Genomic DNA, 22,427 nt, shown 5'->3' on the forward strand with positions numbered 1-22,427 from the left:
CCTTGCCGAGGCTGGGATCGAACCTTCGGTCGGCAGCGTCGGCGACAGCTACGACTGTGAGAAGGTACGTGCAGTCTGGGGGACCTGACCCGTGCTTACGATTGACTACGTGTCATGGCGTTGATCTGTCGGTCTTCCAGGCTGCACCCGAGGTCTCGCGAGACCTGACTTCATAGGAGCCTGAGGGAGTGCCTTCCCGTCACAGTCCTGTCCGCTCGCGAATGACCTTCGGGTTCCACCCGCCTGAAGGACCTGCATGCATGATATCACATCCGATGCCGTGATCATCGGCGTCGACACGCACAAGGACGTCCACGTCGCCGTCGCCATCAACGGCCTGGGTGCCCGGCTGGCCACCGCCTCGTTCCCGGTGACCGGCCAGGGCTATCGCGAGATGGCGGCCTGGGCGGCCGAGTTTGGGACCGTGCATGCCTTCGGCATCGAAGGGACCGGTTCCTATGGCGCGGGCCTTACCCGGGCGTTGACCACCATGGAGCTGCGCGTCATCGAGGTCGGCCGCGTCAACCGACAGCTCCGTCGTCGGCATGGCAAGACCGACACCGTTGATGCCGAATCCGCCGCGCGGGCCGTCCTGGCGGGTGACGCCGAGGGCGAGCCCAAGATCGGCAATGGCACCGTCGAAATGATCCGCCATCTCAAGATCGCTCGCGACACCGCGCTCAAGGCCCGGACCCAAGCCATGGTCACCTTGAAGACGCTGCTGGACAACGCGCCGCAGCCTTTGCGCGAGCGCTTCATCGGCATCACCGGCAAGATGACCCTCATCCGCGCGATCGCGGCGTTGCGCCCGGGCACACCTGTCTCCACCACCGCTTCGGCCAAGATGGCGCTGCGAGCGCTGGCCAACCGGTGGTTGATGCTGGATGCCGAGATCAAGGAGCACGAATCCATTCTTGAGACGCTGGTGCGTGCCCAGGCGCCGGCGCTGATGGAAGCGCCGGGCGTGTCGACGGGCACTATCGCAGACCTGCTCGTTGTCCTCGGCGATAATCCTCAGCGGATCCGCTCTGAAGCCGCGTTTGCTAAGCTCTGCGGCGTGTGCCCTGTGCCGGCGTCAAGCGGCAAGACAAGCCGCCATCGCCTCAACCGCGGTGGCAATCGCCGCGCGAATGCGGCCTTGTACCGGGTCGCCCTCGTCCGCATGCGGCATCACCCGCCGACCCGCGCGTACATCCAGCGCCGAACCGCTGAAGGCAAATCACCCCGCGAAATCCGCCGCTGCCTCAAGCGCTACATTGCCCGCGAAATCTATCGGCACCTCTGCACCGGAAAGCTCATGGCCCTCAACGCAAACGCCGCTTGACCAACATAGGAGCATCAACGCTTTGGCCGAGACCATCAACGGCCTCTACAAAGCTGAGGTGATCCACCGGCGTGGCCCGTGGCGCAGCTTCGAAGCAGTCGAGTATGCCACCCTCGAGTGGGTCGACTGGTTCAACCATCGCCGACTGCTTGAGACCATCGGCAACGTTCCGCCTGCCGAATCCGAAGAGTTTTACTATGCTGCCGCGGTCAATTATCGATATGGCAGCGTGTCTCACAATTCAGTGCCCCCGACAAACCCGAGGCGGTGCAAGGTGAAAGGTGGCTCACCGAGCGGGAAGCGGACAGATGGCCGAGTCCATGGGGCCCATGATCTTTCGGCTCGCGCGCGAGAACGCTGACGCTATTCGCGCCATGGGTCGCGGCGCCATCCTTGAGGCTCACGCAGCTGGCGTCGACGCCCACTATCGAGACGCCTTGCTGGGAGAAGGTGTCGTGCGGGAAAGCCCGGACGGGGTGCGTCACCTCGAACGGAAGATCGTTTGCGTGTGGGTCGAAATCGCCACATTCCCGCCGTCGCCCAAGTGGCGGAGGCCCTAATTGATCGCCGGCCTCGTCCATAGCTGCTTCAACGGAACAGGAGACGCCACGATCTTCAGTGTGCGCCCCGGACAACATGTCGCCGATGGCGCATGCGTCCGCGCCAGGACGCATCGCAGGTCCAGTGCCAAACGACGATGCCCCCTCCGGCTCGCGCGTTGGGGCTGCCGCGCACGCTGACCTGACGGTAGATCACCGACCTTGGTGGCGCATCAGGCTTCTCCGGCTTCGCCAGCATCATGGAGAACCTTCACAGGCTGCTGCCTAGCTCGGGACGACGTTTCCTGAGCCCTGGAGCCGCCGTTGCAGCGTCACGAAGGCAAGTCCGTACACAGCTTGCAAGGCTAGCATTCCTTGCTAGCGAGCATGTCCAGCGAGAGCGGCAGCGACCAAGGCGCAGGCTGAGCAGCATCCCAGTGTTCCTAGGCATACAACCCGCAAGCTGTCGCTTGCCGGAATCCAACCCAGCCGAAAGCATCTCGTTCCTTGCACGGTCGTCGCTTACTATCCAACCTGCCTCGATTAGGCCGACCACGAACTCGCGACCTGCCAAGTACGTTTTCTTCCAACCTGCGTGCCGATCAGATACGCGCCTAGAAAGGCATGATGGTCCTGGAGGCTGCCCAGCTATCGCTGGCCTGCCTATGGTACTCGTTCCTATTGCGAGTCGGGCTTGGCTCCTGACAGGATGCAGAGGCATGTCTGATGCGTCCGAGGTGGTTCGCTCCGTCGCCGCTGTGATTCGTGACGACTGCGGGCGCGCGCGTCCAGCCTTTCCAGCTTCCAACAGTGTCCGAGGATGACAAGCCAGCATGCGAAAAATTATGTATATCGGTCTGGAAGGGTACGGAAAGCGAACAGGTCGGCCTAGGGTGAACCGCTATTGGCCGCACGGGGATTAACATGGTCGATTTCAGGCGCCTCGAACGTGAGAGCTACGGACCTGCTGTCGGGACCGGTGAGCGCGTGAGACTGACTCCGGAGCTGCTGGGCCAGCTCGTGTCGTGCGCACTCCAGCTCGAGGGCAATCGGGAGGAGGCGATAAGCTCCGACGTGTTCGAGGACATCTTCCTGAATTCAGGCCAGGCCCTGCCCACAAGCATAGCCGGCATCCTCCATGTCGAGGAGAGACTTGGAGGCGCCCGGGTCGAAGAGGTGACGCGGATGGCCGTCGCCTCCCAAGCGAGCGGAGTCGCGGGACGGATGAACCCGGACAACGTCAGCATGATTCCGAAGACAGACCGTCTGCAGGCCCATGCGCTCCTGAGCTACTACGCAGTCAGCTTCCCAAAGGAGGTCGACTGGCTGAAGCAGGTGGTGCGGCAAAGAGCGGGGTCCGCCGCGGCTGGATGACTACGGCTGCCTTCATACGCTCCGCTCTGCGTGAGAGATGCGGCGAACTGGCTTCGGCCGTCTTCGACAAGCTCGCTGAAGACCTCATCGGAACCCCGGGGCAAGCCCGGTCGTCGAAGGACATCAACGATCCGATCTGGAAGCTGTTCACCCTGACGCCCGAGCAGGTGAGTGTCGTAGACCTGCCACTCATGCAGAGGCTTCGGCGGGTCCGGCAACTCGGTCTCGCTCACCTCGTCTACCCAGGAGCGCAGCACAGCCGTCTTGAACACAGCATCGGTACCATGCGCGCGGCCACCGTGATGTTCAACAAGCTGTCGCGCAACACTGACTTAGACGAAAAGGACAGGGAACGCATCGAGCAGCTCATATCGCTTGCCGCCCTGATGCACGACTGCGGTCACACCGCCTTCAGCCACCTCGGTGAACGGGTCCTCGCCAGTATCTTCAATTCGGAATTCGCGACCGCACAGGAGATATTGAGGGCCAACCTTCCTGACCCGGTGGCGTTTGCCGAAGCCGAAACGCGGACACACAAGGCGCTGCCTACGAAGCCACCCGCCGCTGCCGAAGTGCTCTCGGCGCTCTTCGTGCTGTCCCCCGCCATGTCAACCTTCATGGGTGCGCTCGGGCTGCCTTATACGGCGGACGAGGCATGCCTGTTCGTCTGCGGCATCATCATGGGCAGGCCGAGCACGCTCATGCGCAGGGGAAGAGCGTACCACCACTACATAAAGTCCATAGTTTCGGGCGACATCGATTGCGACAAGATCGACTACGTCGCGCGCGATGCCTACTATGCCGGCCTTCCGATCTCGGCGGACGTCGACCGCCTGCTCTCGCAGCTCGCGACGGCAAGGCTGGACCGCAACACCGAACTGCCGGAGATCAAGGTACGATTCGGTGATCCGGACCCCGACGTCTACCACCTCTTGGCAATACGGCCGGCGGGCGCGTCCGCACTGGAAATGTTCGTCATGACGCGCTCGTACCTGTTCGAGCGCATATATACCCACCACAAGGTACGCGCCGCCGAACGCTCGTTGGAACGTCTCCTTCGCGAATTTCTGCAGTACCAGAAGTCGGTGCGGGGGCGGAGCCTCGAGTGGTGTCTAGCATTCATCTTGAACCGAGGCGGAGACGATGCGGTTCTCGACAGGCTAGCCGAGTGGGAGGACGAGAACACCGAAGCCCAAGAGAACTTTCGGACGAGGGCGAAGCGCATCCTCGACCGCAAGCTTCCCCAGCGGGCTTTCGCGATCTCGCTGCGCACGCTTGCCGACTACAACCGGCAGGCAGGTCGGCTTCCGAGTGCGACCTTCATACCTTGGTCGCTTGCCTTTGAAGATATCGCCCAGAACAACCTTGAGATCGAGGACAGCATACAGGCCTACCTGCAGGGCGGTAAGGACAGGATCTACGTCGATTGGATCGGATCGAACCCCGTCAAGGAGAACCCCGACATATGGGTGCATGATCCGAGTTTCGTCGGCACCCTCTTGCGCGTGAACCACTATTTCGACGTGGAGCAACTCTCGAACGCCTACCGGGACGTCAAGCTTACGGGATGGGTCTTCTGTGATGACGAACTGAAGACGGATGTCGCAGCGGCCACTGCCTACACGCTCTACGAGAAGTACGACCTCCTTCCGGGGCCGGAAGCTCTGCGGAGGGCGAAGATCTCAAAGAACAGCTACCATGAAGCCTTGCAGGCGCTAGGCCGCAGGATCGGGAGTCATGCCGATGCCCATGTCGCGAACCTGCTCGATGCATCACCGCAACGAGTGCTGCGGCCCCCGATGAATTCCTTCCTGCCGCCGCTGGTTTCGCTGGACCAGAACGAACGCGCCTTGGCAGCGACCAGCCTGGCAGGTAAGTTCGCGGCATCGGGGCTTCAGAGGCACTACTACGATGACTTTCAGTTCGCGCTCATCGTGTTGGAGTTCCTGGTACGGCACCAGGTAGCGTTCTACAGGCACCCGATGTTCAAGGATCCCGTCCCGCGAAAGAACGAGGAACGCTTTCAGAACCACCTCATGGACTTCCTCAGATCGCAGGCCGACTTCCTTCAGATCTGTGAGGTTTCCGAACACAACGTGGCTGCGGGAGGGTTCACGGATGTCGTGGTCGGCAGCAAGGACAAGAACCGCCGTCCGGTCGTGGTGGAATTGAAGAGCGCGGAGACCGATTTGGCCGAACAATACGAAAACCACGCGGGCCAGCCCCTGCAGTATGCCGAGGCGAATTATGGGCGTGTGGCGTTGCTCTACTGCCAGTTCGCCAGCAAGGCCTCGATGAGGCCGGCGGACACGCTGGACCTCAGGAGCAACGTTTCCGCATCCAACCAGGTCACCATCTGCCTCGGCCAGAGGGCCTTCGCCGATGTTCCAAGTGCCGGCGGTGCGACAACGGTTGCCGTATCTACACAGGCTGGCACCGCTCCTGCCTGAGGTTTCAACGGAGGGCTTCGTTGTTCCTGACCTGGTGGCTGGGGTGGTGCGGCATCCTTCGGGCTCGGCGACGCCATCCGCAGGCAGATCGAAGTCACGGGGGCCGCACCCAACATCCCGCTCACTCGGGCGGGCCCGCTATCCGTGCCGGTGCTGGACAACCTGTCGTCAGGTCGACCATGACCTGTAGCTGCAGGACCGTAGCTCCATCGCTCAGGATCTCGGATTCAAGGACTTGCACTTGAGCCGTGACGACCTCAGTGCGTCAGGGTAGCACGATCCTGCCGCTGGACGATCACTGGATGCACGAGCCCCCCAGGTGCATGTCCGACATTCGGAAGATCTCGATCTCTCGGGCTCGCCGATCAATCGCCTCGAAATGGCCGTCCCGATCCAGGGAGCAATCTTCGCGTAGTGCCGCCAGCTTCTTCTCGCCAAATACGAGGAGCGAAAGCAAGTGGTTGCGGTAACGCGCGTCGTCGGCGCCGTCGTACTCGGCTCGGACCGCGTCCAGGCCCTTGGCGTCGACGAATGCCAACGCGCGATGTCCTGCAACCTTCTTCAGTCGATTTTCCTCGAGGTCGATGACGAGGCCGAAGTCGAAGTCAAAGTCCACGCGGCCCATTTCACTCATCATCGATGTCCTCCCCGTGCGTCTCACCAACGTGACCCACATTCCCCGGTCCGTCCAACTGACGCGCCATCTTCAAATCGAAGCACCTTCGGCCATCTGGCATAGATCATACATGCCACGCGATCGATCGCCACGGGCCAAGCCGCTTTCCGGCTCGACGTCATGCCATCTTATGGCACGCGGGCCCGCCCGGGCGGCCGCTCTCCATGCCGTCGCCCAAAGGGAGGCCTGGAACACCGGAGCGTCGCAGGGCTCGCCGACGATCCTTCCGCGTCGACAGGCGGTTACGGCTTTCCTCTTTTCCATCGTCCGGCTCCGGAAAAACAACCCTGAATATTTGAATATCTAGATACTTGAATGCCGTCGTTTCCATCCCATATCGCGACTCCGCAGTTCGGAGACGAGGATGCAGTGCCTGGCGAAGGTGACACCCGATCCTCGGAGCGACCTTCGGAGTCTAGGCTCGAAGCGAATCCTTCGTCCTCTCGCAAGCCTATTCGATCGGACAAACACCGGCGGCAACGTCGCGCAGAAAACCCGCTCATCAACGCTTCAGTCCCGGCCGGATTGCACAGCTGTCGCACGACCCGATGGCGACCGACCCACGCTCCGAGCAGAGCGTCACCGCGATGGTGGCCCGATCCATCGCGCCACCATCGCGGCACCGGCCTTAGGGTCTCCTGGTTCCGCCAGCGCGGCATTCTCGATGCGATCCGGATCCCTCGAGCGACGCCAGGCGTGCTCGCATCCCGCGATCCGGACGTCCCGGACACTCGCGCCTCTTCGGCTGGGCCAGCCTTCCGAAGGCGGGCAGGGTCGAGCGGGCCGAGCGTCCGGCCGACGACACGACCCTTCCCGCCGTTCGGACATCGCGTGCCTGCCCCACCGCGCCGCTTCGCTGTCGCGTACCTGGGCAGTGTCCAGCCCGAAGCCGACACAATCGATCACGTGCGTTCCAGGTGAACGGGAGCTGGCTTCGGCCCCGAAGCCATCAGATTCTGGACGACGACAGGAGCAAGCTTAGCGGTGGCGACGCCGCCGATCGGAGAAGCGATGGCATGCCTGGCGACCACCGCCGAGCCCGACATCCGGGACGCTGATCGACGGCGGCGCAACCGTTCGGGCACTGCCGTCTGGCTAGCCGCCATGGCCAAGCGTGAACAGGACACTGGCACGGTATCTCGAATTCGTTCTCCCTTCCAACCTGTTCACCATGTTTGCCAATGCCCAGGCGACTGCCGTATGTCCGGCTTGCGTCCAGTGTCCTGTCGTGCGATCCATCGACGGGTCGGACGGGAGCTGACGCATGGATCTCATCGCGGTGCAGGGAATGATCGAGGACATCGATCTCAGGATCGAGGCGGAGCGGGGCGACCTGCTCCGGCTCGTGGCGGAGTCGAATGCCCGCACGGTTGCGATGATGTTTCGACGGGAGCGGCTGATGGCCGCCCTTCAGAGCGTCAGCGCAGAGATGCAGCAGGACATAGAGGCGGCCCCCGGCCGGGATGTCCGCCGGAGTCCGGCGCCTTTCGATGCCGCCCAGGTCCCGACCGCGCATCCGCCGTACATGCCCGGCCGCGCGGCCAAGCTCATCCTGGACGCGCTGGAGCAGGCCGGCGCGCAGGGCTTGTCGGGCGGTGAAGTCAACGAAGCCGTGCGGAATGGCGGCCTGAGCTTGGACGCGGCGGAGAAGACCAAGAGTCGGCTGAAGAAGGCCGGCTTGGCCGAGCACGACAACCGCATCAAGCGGTGGTGGGCGAAAGGGCAGGGCCCCGCGAACACGGCTTCCATTACGGAAGTCCGGCTGTGACCAACGCACCCGCGGACGGAGCCAGGTCCTGCATCGATTGATTGCGGATCGGCAATGCCTCGAAGGAAGAAGCAGGGTGTCCTAGCGACGGCCACCCGCCGGACAACGCCAGTGAGAGCGAGGTCCGGCAATTGCATTGAACGCCACTCGGAGGAAATCGAATGGGACCCTGAAAACCAACGAGGCACCCTAGGGTACCAGCCCTGGGTGCCTCGGATGATTTCAAAGTTTCGATACAGCCAGCAAGCAACGCGAAACTTCAGACTTAAATACCAAAATGACCTCGATCAGTCGACCGATGCCCTCCGGGTGATTGAACCTTGCACGATCGCTCGGCCAATCGCAAGTGCTCATCGGCGTGCTGGTCCATCCTTTGGAGACGGACCGCAATGTATGGTGAATTCCCCACTAACGACGACGACAAACCTGATACCGAGGGCTGGCGCCCGCCGGCTGCCTCGCTTTCCACGCGTCGCATCAGCCTGCGGTCGAAAGGGTCGGCGCGCCCCAGCATCGTCTGTCCCAAGGACCGCGTCATTCATTGCGAGAGCGATCTCGAACGCCGCGTCGCCCTCTGCCTCCTGGCGCATTCGAGCGTGGTCGACCTCGTCGAACAGCCGGCACCGGTAGCTTACACCGACCACGACGGACGGACGCGCACGCACACCTTCGATTTCATCGCCACGCTGCGCGACGGCAACCGGCTGGCGGTCGTGGTCAAGCCTAGCACCAAGGTCGCGACCCAAGGGACGCATCGTCTCCTCGAGTCTCTGGCCAAGCAAGTACCCGCGAGCGTGGCGACGCGCTTCCAGGTCATGACCGAGAAGCACGTGCCCGCAGACCGCCTGCACGATGCCACGCTCATCAACAGCGCCCGTCTCAATTCCGATCCGGCACTCGACGAAAAGCTCCGGGTGATCGCCGCCGGTATCGATGGTGCTGTGACCATCGAGCGCCTCGTCGAAGCGAGTGGTCTGGGCGCCGACGCCTATCGGGCCGTCGTTCGCCTCATCGCCGATGGCACTTTGGGCCGTCGTGAACGGGGCCGGATCAGCCAGAACACGTTGGTCGAACTGGCCGCGCAGAAAGCATCGGAGGGCAGCCGATGAAGCTCAATTTTGGCGAGTACGACCGTATCACCATCGCCGACATCGCGTATCGTTACATCCGCTCGACCGACACGGGTAACCTGTTCGAACGCCTCGATCAACCCGGCATGTTCGAGTCGTTCTCCGACGTTGCCCTGATCACTGAGAAGCGCGCGGGGTTCCGATACGAAAAAGACTGGTTCAAGCCAGGTTATGCCGCCGCGCGCCTGGACAGCGGGGTGGGCGACCTCTACCTGCTCCCTCCCGAAGAGTGGCCGGAGATCCTCTACCGCTGGGACTGGTGCCGCGCCTTCCAGGCCCTTGCCAACAAGAAGCAAGCCAGCCGCTCGGACGCCGGCTTGAAGGCCGCCATCGAGCGCCTCGACCCGGGCATCCAGGCCCTCGTTATTCAACGCGAGAAGATCGCAGCCGGCCGTGCCGAGCAGAAGAAGAGGGCGGGCGCACTGAAGATACAGGAGGGTCGAGACGCGCCATCACCCAAGACCCTGCTGCGTTGGTTGAGGCGCTTCAGGGAAGGCAACTTCTGCGTCACGGCGCTCCGGAAGCGGCACTACCGCTCCGGCAATTTCACTTTCAAGCTGGCCGCCGAAGCCGACCGCTTGCTGACCGTGCACGCGGTTTCCTATGCTTCGGAAACGCGCCCGACCAAGACCAGCTGCCACCTCAACCTTCAGGCGGCCATCGACCAGGAGAACGCGAAACGTCGCACGGCAGGTCTCGAGGAAATCCCCTGCCCATCCCGCAAGACGATGAACGAGCGCATCGACGGGCTTAACGCCTTCATGGTGCACGCCGCGCGCTACGGCCTGAAGGCCGCCGAGCGAAAATTCGCGATGCTCGGACAGGGGCTTGACGTTTCCCGCGCAGGCGAGCGCGTCGAGATGGACGAATGGTCCATCCAACTCATGACCCTGCTCACGAAAGTCGGGCTGGCAGGCGCCATCTCGGACGAGCAAAAGGCGAAGTTGAAGCGCATTCGCGTTTGGGTTTGCGTCGCCATCGACTGCGCCTCGCGCTGTATTCTCGGCATGAGCGTCTCGCGCCAGCCCTCGACGGCAAGCGCCATCGCGACGTTGCACATGGTCGTCCGTGACAAGGCGGCCTACGCGGACGCGGTCGGCGCGTTGTCGCCATGGGACATGCGATGCACGCCGGAAACCGTCGTGACCGACGGCGGTTCGACCCTCATCGCCGACGCGTTCAGGGCCAAGGTCCTGCAACTCCGTAGCACTCCGCAGACGAGCATCGCCGGCGAGCCCGGACTCCGAGGCACCATGGAACGGGTCTACCGAACCATTCACACGCAGTTGATCGCGCGCTTCACCGGCAGGACCTTCGAGCACACCGTGGCGCGAGGCGACTACAACGCGGAGGCACGAGCGAGCCTGGAGTTGGACGCTCTCCTGTTCGCGCTTCCGCGTTACGTCGTCGACATCTACCACAACAGCCCGCACGAAGGCCTTGCAGGGGAAACGCCGGCCAATGCCTGGCGCCGGCTCGCCGCCAGTCCCGGCGTTGTCCCGCCGCCGGGCTCGGACGTCTGTCGGAACATCTTCGGCACCGAGGTGGAACGCCGTACCGGCCGACACGGTGTGACCGTCTTAAATCTTGATTTCGCCTCGGATCGCTTGCACGCACACCGCCGCGCCTTTGGCGATGGGCCGGTCAAGGTAAAGGTCGATGCGCTCGACCTGGGCAGGGTTTCGGTCCTGCTGGGCGACGACTGGTTTGCGCTGGATTGCAGGCTGGCCGGCTTCGCCGGCGTATCCATGGCAACATGGCTGGAAGCAGCCGCCGACATCCGCCGTCGCCATGCCGCAGACTACCGGGTCAACGAGCATGTCGTACTGGAAGCGGTCCGCGCGATCAATGCCATCGCGGCGCGCGGCATCGAGCGCTTCGGCTTGGGCGAGACCCGCCCCTCTCAGGCCTCCATCGACCGGGCCGAACGCGACCTCGCGATAGGGTTCCGAATGCCTGACCTCGACGGGGCCGGCACTGAGGGCGATCCGGCCGACATCCTGGCGGACGGCGTCGACGGGACCGGACCCGGCAGCCCGAGATGGACGGCCGCCCGTTCGCTGCCGGCACCAGATCGGGCTCCACGACGAATGACGGGGATCGAAAAGAATGACTGAACATTCCGTGGTAGGCCTGCCCCATACCGTGCGTGACACGTCGGACCATCTGAACACCATCGGCGAGGAACTCGCCAAATACTACTTCACGCGCGAGGAAGACGACACGCTCAAGAAAGCGCTCGACAGGCTCGTAAAGAACGCCAAGCAAAGTCCGGAAGCCCGCGCCATTGTGGTGTCCGGCGAGTCCGGTGCAGGCAAGAGCACGCTGCTCGGGCGGGCCTTCCGCAAGCACCCTGCCTTCCCAAACTTCGAAGACGAGGGGTGTCAGCTCCTCAGCGTCCAGGTCCCGTCGCCATGCACACTAGAGGAACTCGGTCGCGAGATTTGCGAGGCGGCCGGGTACCCTTTCCTGGGCAACTCCCGCTCGGCGTCGGTCTGGCGCGCCGTCCGCAACCAGCTCAAGGCCGAGGGCATCCGCTACCTGCATCTCGACGAGGTGCAGAACCTGACCGAAACGGTGGACAAGAATGAGGGTAAGAAGGTCCGCAACACGCTGCGGGCCATGCTGATCCGAAAAAAGCACCCGGTCGCCTTGGTGCTTTCGGGACCGCCCGTGATCGTGGAATTCCTTCGTCAGGACAACCAGATCAGGCGGAGATCCGAGTTCGTCGCCATAGAGAGCCTGAGGCAGGATGACGGCGAGATCCTCGTCGACACGATCAAGGCCCTTGCGGAAGAAGCCGGGGTTGGCACGGAAGCCCACCTCGCCATGGACACGGTGCCACGGCTGATGCACGCCGCATTGCGCCAGTTCGGGACGGCAGTCGACATCGCGCGCTGCGCCATACTGGCGGCCGCGGGATCACGATACCGAGCGGAGGGAGAAATCGCCGCGGAGCCATGCCTCACCGGGGCGCATTTCGCGAATGAGTTCGCCATCCGCACTGGCAACGCAGGCTTCGCCAATCCCTTCGTCACCCCCGACTGGCAGGCGCTGGACTGCTCGTTGGTGCAGGTCACCAAGATCGACGGCCTCGCGTCGCCAAGTGATGGCGAAGACGATGGATCGAAGCCGATCCGTCGCAGGCGCAAAGGGGCTCGGCAATGACGAAGCTCAGACGCACTATCCCCTTCTCGCCTGGCGAAAGCCCGCAGAGCCTCGTGTCCCGCCTGGCTCGGCACCACGGAATCGCAGCGAGCCGCTTCTGCCATGACATGGGCCTTCTGTTCCAGGAGGTGGTAGACGGCTGCGGCGACGCGCTTTCCGTCATTGCCGACCTGAACGGCCTGACCGTCGACCGAGTGTCGGCAGATGCCGCCGTCCGACACGTCGATGGGTGGTGGCTGCACGGACAAAAGCTCGCCAAGCACTCGCTCCGCCGGGAGCGGATGGCGGTCTGCCCGGCGTGCTTGCGCGAGGACGTCGCACGCTCTGAGCTTCCGCCGATCGTCGCCGCCAACGGCCGTTCGACTTGGCTTGTCGCGTCGTTGCGCACATGCCCGATCCACGGGCTCGGCTTGGTCGAGGTCGGCGAGGCCTCGTCCGAGACCCACGTCCACGACTTCGCGAGCCGATGCGCAACCTCCCTGCAACGCTTGGATCAACTTGCACAGGCGGCGCCGAGGCGGGGACCTTCGACCCTGGAGCGCTATCTCCAGGCGCGTTTGGACGGCGCCACTGGGACGGTGCCGTGGCTCGATGCACTCCAATTCCACGCGGCGGCGAGGACATGCGAAATGCTGGGCGCAACGGCCCTGTTCGGTCGTCGTCCGGGGCTGAAACGGCTGACCGATCCGCAATGGTATGCCGCAGGTGCCGCGGGCTTCGACATCGCCTCGGGCGGACCGGACTCCGTTCGGGCATTCATGACCTCGCTCGAGAGCAGTTACCCGTATGGATCGTCCGGGAACGAACGACCGCAAGCGCTGTACGGGGCGTTCTACCTGTGGCTGCGCTTCGCGGCGCGAAACACGGATTTCGAACCCGTGCGCGACGTCGTTCGCAAGCACGTGTTCGACACGGTGCCGCTGCCCGCAGGCAGCGAAGTTTTGGGCGTCATGCTTCCCGAAAGGCGGGTGCATTCGATTCGCTCGGCTTCGCTGGAAACCGGCCGGCATCCCAAGCGCCTTCGGCGCATCCTGGCGGCCGAGGGCCTGATCACGGGCGATCTCGGCGACAAGCTCGACGCAATGGTTCGCTTCGATGCCGACGCGGCACGGCCCTTCCTGTCGGCCACGGCAAGCCAAGTAAGCCTCAAGGGCGTGGAGATCTACCTCAACGCGCCGCGCGTGCACGCCCGTCTGCTGTTCGACGAGGGCTTCATCAAACCGTTCGTGCCGCCGGACGGGCGCCGTGTCTCCCGCCACGGTTTCGCCCGTGCCGATCTGGACGCATTCGCCTCGGCGCTGCTGGCGCCAGCGACGACGGTTGCCGAACCCGGCGGCGACATCCAGGACATCCCGAACGCAGCGAAGAAAGCGAACTGCGGAGCCATGGAGATCGTCAAGCTCGTCCTGGACGGCAAGCTCGCCTGGGTGGGACGCCACGTCGAAGTCGCGGGCTTCCTCTCGGTGCTGGTTTCGACGTCGGAAGTTCGTGCGGCAGTAAGGGGTGAGGATGTTGAAGGCCTGCCCGAGTACCGGGTGGTCGAAGTCACAGGCTTCGGATGGCGCACGGTTCGCGCGCTCGTCGAACAGAAGATTCTCCCCACCGTCACCGTGGTCAATCCAATCAACAGGTGTCCCACCAACGTGATTCCGCTTGCAGCGATGCACGCCTTTTCGGCCGGATACGCCACGCTGTTCCAGGTCGCCAAGGAAACGGGGAAACACCACATGAAGGTCAAGGCGGATCTCGCCGCGAACGGCGTCGCCCCCGCATTCGATCCGGCCACGTTCCACGCGACAGTCTATCGACGAAGCGATCTGACCCTGGGGATAACCGAAGCGGTAAGATCAAGCCGCCTGATCGACACGGGGTCGATCCCCGCAGGACTGACCGAATAACGTTCGGCGCTCGACCGAAATTTACGGGAGCCGGTCCACCGTTTCGAACCACCTCGATTTGCGGTCGCGATCCAATTCCAGCTTTGCAAAGCGGCGCTTCCCGAAAGGGATGGCGCCGTTTCACGTTTGGCAATACGGCCGCTTGACTCGAATCCCAGACTCCCGCAGCGATCGCTTATGAAGCTCGCGCCTTTGCCGGCCGACGCGCCGTAAGCGGAAGCGATGCGGCGCGTGAGCGAAGTGGCACACTCGGGAATGCGGACATGTTTTGCTTCGGAATGCGGTACGGCTTCGTGCGATTTCCAACGCTGTATCGACCCTTTCCAGCGACGAAAGAGCGGAATTGAGGACAAACTATGGTTTAAGTTACACTGCGAAGACGAAGAGCGACGCGGCCAAGCTGAGGCTTGGCCGCGTATCCGTCATGTAGCCGCATACGATACGCGGAAGCTCGCCGGCCTGGGACCTCTGCCGCTGGGTTCTTGGCCCGACATCATCCAGAATGCGGTGGAATGGCGGTCTGGGCTGCTTTTTCCACCTTCCGTCGTCGCTGCTGGTGACCCTCGGACTGGAAGGTAGCAAGGTAGCGTTCGGCGAACCGCTCAGGCCTTTGCGGTCTCATGCGGATCAGCCCTACCGCCACGGCCTTCACCGTTGATTTGCAGCCAACTGCGGTCAAGGCTTTTGGATTGCGTTTGCCTGGGCGAGGGCGTTGGTGTCGCTGTCTTTGCCGCAGTTCAGGAGGCAGTAGAAGCTGTCGACAACAGGCGGCTCTTGCTTCTGCGCCCGGGTCTCCAGGTGGTAGATCGTCTTTCCGACGTGCCATGTATAGTTGCAGATCCAGTGGCGTTTCTGGACACAGCTTTCCAGTTCCGGATAGCACTTGTTGTCGCCGCGTTCGCACTCGGGTGCACCAGGCATCGTGTAGGGCCTGAACCCACGCTCCATGAGTTCTGCGCGCGCTTGAGAATAGGGAAGTTTCTCAACTTCGAGGGTCTCCGCCGCAAAGGCGGTCGATGCGACCATCGTCGCCAGCGACGATACGACGACGGGTATGATCCTCAAACCAAACGGCAAATTCTGTGTCCCCCATGGTGTTTCCTGGGGTGTTATTATGAGTGAGGCTGGTTGCCCGCTGATTTCCGCATGGGAAAGCCCGCCTCGGTTTTCGCCCGGAAGGTGAACGCCGCCCGATCTTCATGGCGCATTATGATTTGATCAAAGGTATTCGCACGGCGAACACAAGTGTGAGGTATGACGAAGAACAATGCCGACCAATCGCAGCGAAGGTCACGCACCGTCACACTGAGCCGGTATCGTGCTTGGTGGGCGGTGACGGGCTCGAACCGCCGACCCTCTCGGTGTAAACGAGATGCTCTACCAACTGAGCTAACCGCCCGCGTCGCGCCATGCCGTGGCCTGCGTGAAGCAGATTGGCGCGACGGTTCGTGATCTAGCAGATCGGGCCGGTGGCGCCAACCGTCATCCGGCTCGCATGTTCGTGCATTCTTTCACGGCCGCGGGCCGGCATGGCGCTCGAAGAACCGCAGCATGGCGGCGCTGGCATCCGGGCCGCGCGGGTCCGTGTAGGTGCCGGCCGGGTCGCCGCCGGACCACGCGTGCCCGGCGCCATGCAGCACCCAATGCTCTGCTTGCGGCCGGCCGGAGGCGTCGGCCAGCACCGTGCGGGTGTAGCGTTGCCCACCGGGCGCCGTGGCGGTGGAAACCGCCTCGGTCAGGGCCTCGCTCGGCTCGGCCTGCGTCAGCACCTGGGCGCCGTTGATGGGTGCCACCGTCATGTCGCGGTCGCCATGCAGCACGATGGTCGGAATACCGGTGCCGGTCGGCTGCACCGGGGCGCCGCCCCGCATCGCCGCAAAGGCCGAGCCCATATCGGCGGCGGCCCGGCAGGCCAGGCCCGAATGGACCCCCACGGCGGCGAAGACCTCCGGATAGGTCTGGCCCAGCACCGCCGCGGCGGCGCCCCCGGCCGACAGCCCAGCCACGTAAACCCGGGCGGGATCGACCGCATGGGTGGCGAGGATCGCCTGCACCATGCCGACCACCAGGGCCGGCTCGCCGGAGCGGCCCTGGTCGACCGCGCGAAACCAGTTCCAGCATTTCTGGGCGTTGGCGGCCCGCGACTGGGCCGGATAGGCCACGAACACGCCCTCCCGCTCGGCCAGTGCGTTCATGCGGGTGCCGGTCGCGAAATCGTCGGGCGATTGCGTACAGCCGTGCAGCATCACCACCAGGGGCAGGGGCGCAGGTCCGGCCGAGGCGGGCCGGTACAGCTTATAGCTCAACGACCCGGACGGGCCGGCATAGGTTTGCTCGGTGAAGCTGGCCCCCTCGGCAGATGGCGATGGCGCGGCTTCGGCAGTCGGCGCGGCCCCCGGTTGGAGGAGGGCGCCGAGCCCGGCCTCGAGCGTCGCCCGCAGGGTTGCGCCGTCGAACAACGGTTTTGCCCCTGGCAGGATCTGGCTGCCGGCCTTCGGCATGGCGCCGCCCAGCACCGCCAGCGCCTGCGTCAGCTTGCCGTCGCGGATCAGCCGGGTCGTGAGGTCGATGGACTTCAGGAACGACATGGAGAGGCTTTCGGATCGGGAGGAGGGTGGGGCGCTCAAGGTCAGGCGATGCGGTCGCGCAAGGCGGCCTTCACGGCGGCCGGCGCCTGCAGGGCACCGAGGACCCGCAAGGATGCGATGGTGTCGCGAGCGAGTTCGGGGTCGACGTCGTCGCCGATCACCACGAGGCCGAGCACTTGGATGCGCAGGGTTCCGCCCGCGGCCCGCACCTGCTCGAGTTCGGCGCGCCCATAACGCCTCAGCCCGAGGTCGAGCGCCTGCCGGTCGACGCTCGTCCGGAGCGTCGTTTCATGCCGCTCGATCTCACGCCGGATGGCGGTGCGGATCAGGTCGGTGCGGTTGCCGTAAAAGCCTTCGCGCACCAGCAGGTCGATATGGCCGAGATCGACCGGCCCGAGATTGACCGTGATCTTTTCGGAATCGGGCAGCCGGGTGCGGCTGTCCTCAACGCTTGTCGCTGCACGCACCATGATTGCACCATCCCGCTGGATGGTAGAATGGGGTACGGCGTCGCGGTCTGCAAGGGATGGGCGCGGTGGAGCCCCCTCTCAGGCGGATGCGTCTTCGTCTTCCAGGGCAAGGCCATGCAGGGCGCGCAGTACCTCGTCGCCGCTCGCGACGGCAGGGTCGAAGCCGCTGGCGGTTGCCACATCGGCGAAGGCGGCAGCATGGTCCGGGCGGGCGCCCACGAAGCCCATCGACCATTGGCCGAAGCTGCGCGCCGCGATCGGTTCGAAAGCCAGTACCGAAACGTCGCCATGGCGTGGATCCTGCTGGATGCGCTCGAAGGTCGATTCCAGCACCGCGCGGTCGCCCTCGAGCACCTGGGCAAAGCAGCCGGCGTTGAACATCAGCGCCCCCGTGACGGCTAGCGGTGCGTTGTTGCGCCGGCTCGCGGCGAGGATGGTCCGCACGGCCTCGTTCAGCGGACCATCGATGCGGTTGCGGCTGTAATAAACGAGGCGGTGCAGGTGATCGTCATCAGGCATGGGTCTTCGCCTTTCCGGTTTCGGCCAGCAGCAAGGTTGTGGCGTCCGCCGCGGTCAGCGGTCGCCCGGTGAGATAGCCCTGCACCTCCGTGCAGCCTTCGGCCCGCACGCGCGCCAGCTGCTCGGGCGTTTCGACGCCTTCGGCGGTGGTGCGCATGCCGAGGCTGGCGCCGAGGCTTGCCACGGCCCGGACGATCGCCTCGCAGTCTCGGCCGTCGCCGAGGCCGCGCACAAAGGACTGGTCGATCTTGATCTTGTCGAACGGGAAGCGGCGCAGGTAGGACAGCGACGAATAGCCGGTGCCGAAATCGTCCATCGACACCCGCACGCCGATGTCCCGCACGGCATGCAGGGTCTTGAGGACGAGGTTGGTTTCGTCCAGCAGGGCGCCTTCGGTGATTTCGAGTTCCAACCGCCCTGGCGCGAGGCCGGTCTGGGCCAGGACCGAGAACACCGTTTCGGCCAGCTTGCCGGTCTTGAACTGCACGGGCGACACGTTGACCGCGATGCTGGCCGGGATGGGCCAGCCGACGGCCTCGCGGCAGGCCGTGCGCAGCACCCATTCGCCGATGCCGACGATGAGGCCGATCTCTTCCGCCAGCGGGATGAAGTCGGCCGGTGAGATCGGCCCGCGTTCGGGATGGGTCCAGCGCAGCAGCGCCTCGAAGCCGCTCACCGAACCAGCGTCGAGACAATATTGCGGCTGGAACGCCAGGGAAAATTGCCGCCGCGCCAGGGCCAGCCGGAGATCGGCTTCCAGCTGCTGGCGAGCCTGCATGCGGGCGTTCATGCCGGGCTCGAAGAAGCGGGCGATGCCGCGTCCGTCCGCCTTGGCGCGATACAGCGCCAGGTCGGCGTGGCGCAGCAGCGACACGGCATCGGTGGCGTCGTCCGGGCAAAGCGCCACGCCGACGCTGGCGCCGACGTTCAGCATGTGGCCCTGCACCACATAGGTGCGGCCGATGAGGTCGGTGAGGCGGGCCGCGCGGGCTTCTGCCTCGGCTCGATCGGAGACCCCGGCCTGCACCACCAGGAATTCGTCGCCGCCGAGCCGGGCCGCGTGGTCGCCGGGCTCGAGTGTCGAGCGCAACCGTTCGGCCACCTTGACCAGGAGCAGGTCGCCCACCGCATGGCCGAGCGTGTCGTTGATCTGCTTGAAACGGTCGAGGTCGATGGCATGCACCGCGACACCCGTCTGGCGGGCTCTCGCGTCGGCCAGAACGCCCGCGAGCTTGTCCCGCAGGGCGCCCCGTAGGATCAGCCCGGTGAGGTCGTCGACCGGCGGCGCCACGATGGGGCCGTTATCCTGGCCGGTGTCGGTCAGCACGCAATCCCACGTGCCATCCGGATGGCGGGTCGTGTCGCAGCGCAGGAACTGGTCCGCTCTGCGCCGCAGGGTCGCGATGCCGTTCCGGTCGAAGGCCGGTGGCGTGGTCCAGTCGGCGAACAAGATCGTGGCCGACAGCCCGACGGGCTCGCGCCCGGGGAACAGGGCGCGGGCGCGGTCGGTGGCGAAGCGACAGATCGCCAACCTGTCGAAGCCGAGGGCCGTCACCGGCATCCGCCGGGCCCAATCGGTTTCGTCTTGCTCCTGTCGTATCGCGCTACGCGCTAAACCCTGAGCCATCGAACCTGTCAATCGCCGTCCACCCGTGTGGATCGCCGAGCAACCCTAGAAAGCGGAGCCGAACGACCGGTTAAGCTCACGATGAAACCGCCCTCGGCCAAGGGAAAATGTGATGGGGCCAATGAAGCATCGTTGATGGCGGATGAACGAACTTCCTTTTGTGAGTCGACAAGGACCAAAGCGCGGGTACGACCCCTCCGACATCTGCGGAACTGGTTTTGGTCCGAGCAGAACTTTACGGCAGGTGCGCTAATGGCGGCCGATGCGGCGATGGCCTGCCGCGGTGATGATGCGCCGGGCCGGCGGAACCGCCGTGCTCCGATGGTGGTTGGAGAAAGCCGGCCGCCGCATTGTTCGTTGGGGGCCAAGGAGTTCCGTCCATGAAGTCTCTGCGTCTTCTTCTCGGTGTCGCGGTTCTGGCGATGCCGCTCATGGCTTCGGCCGCCAGGGCCGACAATGTCACGGCGAGCCAGCTTTCGGCCGCCGGCCATGGTCGCCAGCCGATGATGAGCAACCGTCCGTCACGCGAGGTGTATCACCGTCATATGCGGCGGCATGCCCCCCGTCGGCATCATCGCGGCGCCTATTGATCGCCCCTGACCCGAACCGGACGCGCCGATGATGAAGACCGTTCTGATCCTCGGCGCCGTCCTGGCGTTCAGCCTCACCCCGGCATCCGCCAAGGTGAGGCGGCCCACCGACACTGATGTGTTGCAGGCCGCCTGCTACCCGGACGTGCAGCGCCTGTGCAAGGACGACATCCCCAACGAGGCCAAGATCACGGCCTGCATGAAGCGCCACAAGACTGAGATCAGCCGCAAGTGCACCGAGGCCTATCGGACCGTGCAGGACAACAAGCGCTGACCAGCGGCGGGGTGGTGCGGGCGAAAGTGCGCAGCCCCGCCTCGGGTCATCGCCGTCACCCCTCCACCTCGTTCGCCACCTGCCCGTAGTTGAGCGCCGCCACCAGAGTGACGCCGCCAAGCACGTTGCCGAGCAGGGTGGGAATGAAGAACCGGCCGAGATAGTCGCCGGCTTCGGCCTCGCCCGACCAGACCAGATAGGCGACGTCGACCGACCCCGCCACGATATGGGCGAAGCCGGCGGCCGTCACCAGCCAGGTGAGTAGCACGATGATGGCGGGGCGCGACGAGCCCGCGCCGGGCATCAGCCATACCATCAGGGCGATCAACCAACCGGCGAAGACGCCCCGCAGCACCGTGTCGCCGAAGGGCGTGGCGATGGCGTGCCGGCTGATCGACGCAAAGGCCTGCTTGACCTCGGGCGGGAATAGCTCCGTGCCGGCCAGCACCGCGGCCACGGCCCAGGTGCCCGCCACATTGGCCGCAAGCACCAGTGCCCAAAGCCGGGCCACCCGCCCGACCGTCTTCGCGTCGCGGTTGCGCAGCAGCGGCAGGATCGGAGTCACGGTGTTCTCGGTGAACAGCTGCTGGCGCCCCAGCACCACGATCAGGAACCCAACCGGATAGCCGAGCTTGCTCACCAGCTCGCGCCAGGGCGCCTCCGGCAAGTGGGCCTGCAGCACGCCTTCGGCGATGAGCGAGGCCCCGAGCGACAGCCCGGCCGCGAGGCCCGACAACAACAGGGCATGCACCGGCCGGTCGAGTTCGCTTTCCCCCTCGGCCCGGATCACTTCGTGGATGAGGGCGGCATTCGGGCGGCTGTGGGCCGCGATGATGGCTCGCTCGGCCTCGCTGACGTCCGACATGCTGGAGGCGGCGCTGAGGGCGTGGCCCTCCGATCCGCCCTCCTGCGGCGTGGACGAATTCAGCGCGAGGCTCCCTGGTCGGGTGCGGCGTGGCGCGGCACCGCCACCGCGTCGAAGCGGTCGGCCAATGTGTGCAGGGCTTCGCGCAGGGCGGGGCCGTGCAGGGGGCGGCCGTGGCCCGTGATGACGAGCTCGGGTTCGAGCGCCGCCAGCGCCGCGACGGACGTGCGGGCGGCCGTCCAATCGGGGGTGAAGTAGCGCGGCGGCCCGTGCAGCTCGGGCTCCTGGGTGGCCACCGCATAGGCCGATTCCTGCGCCGTGGTGACGAAGGCGTCGCCGACGATCAGGTCGCGGCCGCGCAAGAGGGAGACATGGCCGGGCGTGTGCCCCGGCGTGGGGATGGCGCGCCAGCCGGGCAGGGGCGGCACGCTGCCGTCGGCCGGCAGGTCGTGCAGCCGCGCCCCGACATCGACCGGCTTGGTGGGATAAAGCGGCGACAGCAGCGCCATCAAGCCACCGCCGACGCCCGGATCGGCCGGCGGATAGCTGGCAGTGCCGTCGAGGTAGGGCCGCTCGAGCGGATGCGCCCAGACCGGCACGTCCCACGCGGCCGCGAGGCTTTCGAGCACCCCCACATGGTCGAAATGGCCATGTGTCAGCACGATGGCCTTCGGCCGGGCGCCCGGCCCGAAGCGCTCGGCCGCCGCCGCCTCGATAGCATGCCGCGATCCCGGCACCCCGGCGTCGACCAGCACCCAGCCGCGGTCGCCCGCATCGGGCGGGCCCACCAGCACCACGTTGACGATGGCGCAGCGCTTATAGGCGAGGTCGTGCGACAACACCGACACGGCCTTGCCGGAGGCCGCCGCCACGGCATCGGGCGTCACGGGGATCTGCTGCGTCATGGGCGTGCTCCGGGTGTCATGAAAGCCAACGGGGGCATGGCGACGGGGTTCCGATCGGCGGCAGGATGCCTCGACTGGGACCGCCTGCGGGATAGGCAACTCGACCGATCGGCTCTGGAGACTCGGGCTATGCTTGATGCACCCTATTTGCTCGGCGCTGCCGCTGTACGACTGGCAAGCTGACCGCGGCAACTTCTTTAATAACCTCTAGTGCACCGACTCAGACAGATGATTCAGGGCGAGTTTGGTCCTGATCGCGTTG

The 22,427-nt window shown here is 64.9% G+C and carries 18 protein-coding genes, 1 tRNA gene and 1 pseudogene; 11 read left to right on the plus strand and 9 right to left on the minus strand.

Going from position 1 to position 22,427, the window contains the following annotated elements; genetic code table 11:
* Positions 1 to 256 precede the first annotated feature (256 nt).
* The 4 genes and pseudogenes from P7D22_RS17290 to P7D22_RS17305 all read left to right on the plus strand — a co-directional run bounded on the left by P7D22_RS17290 (position 257) and on the right by P7D22_RS17305 (position 5,687).
* Positions 257 to 1,324 (plus strand): IS110 family transposase, encoded by a 1,068-nt coding sequence (locus P7D22_RS17290; RefSeq protein ID WP_319935500.1) that lies wholly within the window; start codon positions 257 to 259, stop codon positions 1,322 to 1,324.
* Positions 1,325 to 1,340: 16 nt separating this feature from the next.
* Positions 1,341 to 1,685: pseudogene (locus P7D22_RS17295) on the plus strand (integrase core domain-containing protein); the annotation flags it as partial.
* A gap of 1,102 nt (positions 1,686 to 2,787) precedes the next feature.
* Positions 2,788 to 3,237: a hypothetical protein gene (locus P7D22_RS17300; RefSeq protein ID WP_319935501.1), complete on the plus strand. Its 450-nt coding sequence runs from the start codon at positions 2,788 to 2,790 to the stop codon at positions 3,235 to 3,237.
* Entirely contained in the window at positions 3,234 to 5,687 is a 2,454-nt protein-coding gene (locus P7D22_RS17305; RefSeq protein WP_319935502.1) for an HD domain-containing protein, read from the plus strand. Before P7D22_RS17300 ends, P7D22_RS17305 begins: the two co-directional genes overlap by 4 nt.
* A 295-nt stretch (positions 5,688 to 5,982) precedes the next feature.
* Here the strand turns inward: P7D22_RS17305 and P7D22_RS17310 are convergent, their stop codons facing one another.
* Positions 5,983 to 6,324, minus strand: coding sequence for a hypothetical protein (locus tag P7D22_RS17310; protein ID WP_319935503.1), 342 nt, complete (start codon positions 6,322 to 6,324; stop codon positions 5,983 to 5,985).
* A 1,303-nt stretch (positions 6,325 to 7,627) separates the two neighbouring features.
* On the opposite strand from P7D22_RS17310, the gene P7D22_RS17315 reads away from it, so the two are divergent.
* From P7D22_RS17315 to P7D22_RS17335, 5 genes are all read left to right on the plus strand, one after another.
* On the plus strand, positions 7,628 to 8,131 hold the full coding sequence (locus P7D22_RS17315) for a hypothetical protein (protein WP_319935504.1): 504 nt from the start codon (positions 7,628 to 7,630) through the stop codon (positions 8,129 to 8,131).
* Between the two features lie 389 nt (positions 8,132 to 8,520).
* Positions 8,521 to 9,240 (plus strand): TnsA endonuclease N-terminal domain-containing protein, encoded by a 720-nt coding sequence (locus tag P7D22_RS17320; RefSeq protein WP_319935505.1) that lies wholly within the window; start codon positions 8,521 to 8,523, stop codon positions 9,238 to 9,240.
* Positions 9,237 to 11,378, plus strand: a complete 2,142-nt coding sequence (locus P7D22_RS17325) for a DDE-type integrase/transposase/recombinase (RefSeq protein ID WP_319935506.1) — start codon at positions 9,237 to 9,239, stop codon at positions 11,376 to 11,378. The genes P7D22_RS17320 and P7D22_RS17325 overlap by 4 nt, the downstream gene beginning before the upstream one ends.
* On the plus strand, positions 11,371 to 12,429 hold the full coding sequence (locus tag P7D22_RS17330) for a TniB family NTP-binding protein (RefSeq protein WP_319935507.1): 1,059 nt from the start codon (positions 11,371 to 11,373) through the stop codon (positions 12,427 to 12,429). Before P7D22_RS17325 ends, P7D22_RS17330 begins: the two co-directional genes overlap by 8 nt.
* Positions 12,426 to 14,327 (plus strand): TniQ family protein, encoded by a 1,902-nt coding sequence (locus P7D22_RS17335; protein WP_319935508.1) that lies wholly within the window; start codon positions 12,426 to 12,428, stop codon positions 14,325 to 14,327. The genes P7D22_RS17330 and P7D22_RS17335 overlap by 4 nt, the downstream gene beginning before the upstream one ends.
* A gap of 675 nt (positions 14,328 to 15,002) precedes the next feature.
* On the opposite strand, the gene P7D22_RS17340 is transcribed toward P7D22_RS17335, so the two are convergent.
* The 6 genes from P7D22_RS17340 to P7D22_RS17365 form a co-directional block, all read right to left on the minus strand.
* On the minus strand, positions 15,003 to 15,404 hold the full coding sequence (locus P7D22_RS17340; RefSeq protein ID WP_319935509.1) for a hypothetical protein: 402 nt from the start codon (positions 15,402 to 15,404) through the stop codon (positions 15,003 to 15,005).
* Positions 15,405 to 15,650: 246 nt separating this feature from the next.
* Positions 15,651 to 15,726, minus strand: a tRNA-Val gene (locus tag P7D22_RS17345).
* Positions 15,727 to 15,838: 112 nt separating this feature from the next.
* Positions 15,839 to 16,915 carry an extracellular catalytic domain type 1 short-chain-length polyhydroxyalkanoate depolymerase gene (locus P7D22_RS17350; RefSeq protein ID WP_319935510.1) on the minus strand — a complete coding sequence of 359 codons (1,077 nt, stop codon included), beginning with the start codon at positions 16,913 to 16,915 and terminating at the stop codon, positions 15,839 to 15,841.
* 41 nt (positions 16,916 to 16,956) lie between these two features.
* Positions 16,957 to 17,385 carry a CopG family transcriptional regulator gene (locus tag P7D22_RS17355; RefSeq protein ID WP_319935511.1) on the minus strand — a complete coding sequence of 143 codons (429 nt, stop codon included), beginning with the start codon at positions 17,383 to 17,385 and terminating at the stop codon, positions 16,957 to 16,959.
* A 78-nt stretch (positions 17,386 to 17,463) separates the two neighbouring features.
* Entirely contained in the window at positions 17,464 to 17,904 is a 441-nt protein-coding gene (locus P7D22_RS17360; protein ID WP_319935512.1) for a BLUF domain-containing protein, read from the minus strand.
* Positions 17,897 to 19,465: a putative bifunctional diguanylate cyclase/phosphodiesterase gene (locus tag P7D22_RS17365; protein WP_319935513.1), complete on the minus strand. Its 1,569-nt coding sequence runs from the start codon at positions 19,463 to 19,465 to the stop codon at positions 17,897 to 17,899. The genes P7D22_RS17360 and P7D22_RS17365 overlap by 8 nt, the downstream gene beginning before the upstream one ends.
* Before the next feature lie 446 nt (positions 19,466 to 19,911).
* Between P7D22_RS17365 and P7D22_RS17370 the strand changes: the two genes are divergently transcribed.
* A complete protein-coding gene (locus P7D22_RS17370) occupies positions 19,912 to 20,121 on the plus strand; it encodes a hypothetical protein (protein WP_319935514.1) in 210 nt (69 codons plus the stop codon).
* A 28-nt stretch (positions 20,122 to 20,149) separates the two neighbouring features.
* Positions 20,150 to 20,395 carry a hypothetical protein gene (locus P7D22_RS17375; RefSeq protein WP_319935515.1) on the plus strand — a complete coding sequence of 82 codons (246 nt, stop codon included), beginning with the start codon at positions 20,150 to 20,152 and terminating at the stop codon, positions 20,393 to 20,395.
* A gap of 55 nt (positions 20,396 to 20,450) precedes the next feature.
* Here P7D22_RS17375 and P7D22_RS17380 read toward each other — a convergent pair whose 3' ends face one another.
* Together P7D22_RS17380 and P7D22_RS17385 are read right to left on the minus strand one after the other, a co-directional pair.
* On the minus strand, positions 20,451 to 21,260 hold the full coding sequence (locus P7D22_RS17380; RefSeq protein ID WP_319935516.1) for a formate/nitrite transporter family protein: 810 nt from the start codon (positions 21,258 to 21,260) through the stop codon (positions 20,451 to 20,453).
* 59 nt (positions 21,261 to 21,319) lie between these two features.
* Positions 21,320 to 22,165: an MBL fold metallo-hydrolase gene (locus P7D22_RS17385; protein WP_319935517.1), complete on the minus strand. Its 846-nt coding sequence runs from the start codon at positions 22,163 to 22,165 to the stop codon at positions 21,320 to 21,322.
* Positions 22,166 to 22,427: the final 262 nt, after the last annotated feature.

The sequence above is a fragment of the Lichenihabitans sp. Uapishka_5 genome, from assembly GCF_033947565.1.
In the GTDB taxonomy this organism is placed as follows: domain Bacteria; phylum Pseudomonadota; class Alphaproteobacteria; order Rhizobiales; family Beijerinckiaceae; genus Lichenihabitans.

Bases quoted from the DNA above. Each gene is read 5' to 3' on its own strand.
- P7D22_RS17315 (WP_319935504.1), top strand. From the start codon at position 7,628: ATGGATCTCATCGCGGTGCAGGGAATGATCGAGGACATCGATCTCAGG.
- P7D22_RS17355 (WP_319935511.1), bottom strand. From the start codon at position 17,385: ATGGTGCGTGCAGCGACAAGCGTTGAGGACAGCCGCACCCGGCTGCCC.
- P7D22_RS17375 (WP_319935515.1), top strand. From the start codon at position 20,150: ATGATGAAGACCGTTCTGATCCTCGGCGCCGTCCTGGCGTTCAGCCTC.
- P7D22_RS17365 (WP_319935513.1), bottom strand. From the start codon at position 19,465: ATGCCGGTGACGGCCCTCGGCTTCGACAGGTTGGCGATCTGTCGCTTC.
- P7D22_RS17380 (WP_319935516.1), bottom strand. From the start codon at position 21,260: ATGTCGGACGTCAGCGAGGCCGAGCGAGCCATCATCGCGGCCCACAGC.
- P7D22_RS17370 (WP_319935514.1), top strand. From the start codon at position 19,912: ATGAAGTCTCTGCGTCTTCTTCTCGGTGTCGCGGTTCTGGCGATGCCG.
- P7D22_RS17320 (WP_319935505.1), top strand. From the start codon at position 8,521: ATGTATGGTGAATTCCCCACTAACGACGACGACAAACCTGATACCGAG.
- P7D22_RS17290 (WP_319935500.1), top strand. From the start codon at position 257: ATGCATGATATCACATCCGATGCCGTGATCATCGGCGTCGACACGCAC.
- P7D22_RS17330 (WP_319935507.1), top strand. From the start codon at position 11,371: ATGACTGAACATTCCGTGGTAGGCCTGCCCCATACCGTGCGTGACACG.
- P7D22_RS17385 (WP_319935517.1), bottom strand. From the start codon at position 22,165: ATGACGCAGCAGATCCCCGTGACGCCCGATGCCGTGGCGGCGGCCTCC.
- P7D22_RS17310 (WP_319935503.1), bottom strand. From the start codon at position 6,324: ATGATGAGTGAAATGGGCCGCGTGGACTTTGACTTCGACTTCGGCCTC.
- P7D22_RS17300 (WP_319935501.1), top strand. From the start codon at position 2,788: ATGGTCGATTTCAGGCGCCTCGAACGTGAGAGCTACGGACCTGCTGTC.
- P7D22_RS17335 (WP_319935508.1), top strand. From the start codon at position 12,426: ATGACGAAGCTCAGACGCACTATCCCCTTCTCGCCTGGCGAAAGCCCG.
- P7D22_RS17325 (WP_319935506.1), top strand. From the start codon at position 9,237: ATGAAGCTCAATTTTGGCGAGTACGACCGTATCACCATCGCCGACATC.
- P7D22_RS17360 (WP_319935512.1), bottom strand. From the start codon at position 17,904: ATGCCTGATGACGATCACCTGCACCGCCTCGTTTATTACAGCCGCAAC.
- P7D22_RS17350 (WP_319935510.1), bottom strand. From the start codon at position 16,915: ATGTCGTTCCTGAAGTCCATCGACCTCACGACCCGGCTGATCCGCGAC.
- P7D22_RS17305 (WP_319935502.1), top strand. From the start codon at position 3,234: ATGACTACGGCTGCCTTCATACGCTCCGCTCTGCGTGAGAGATGCGGC.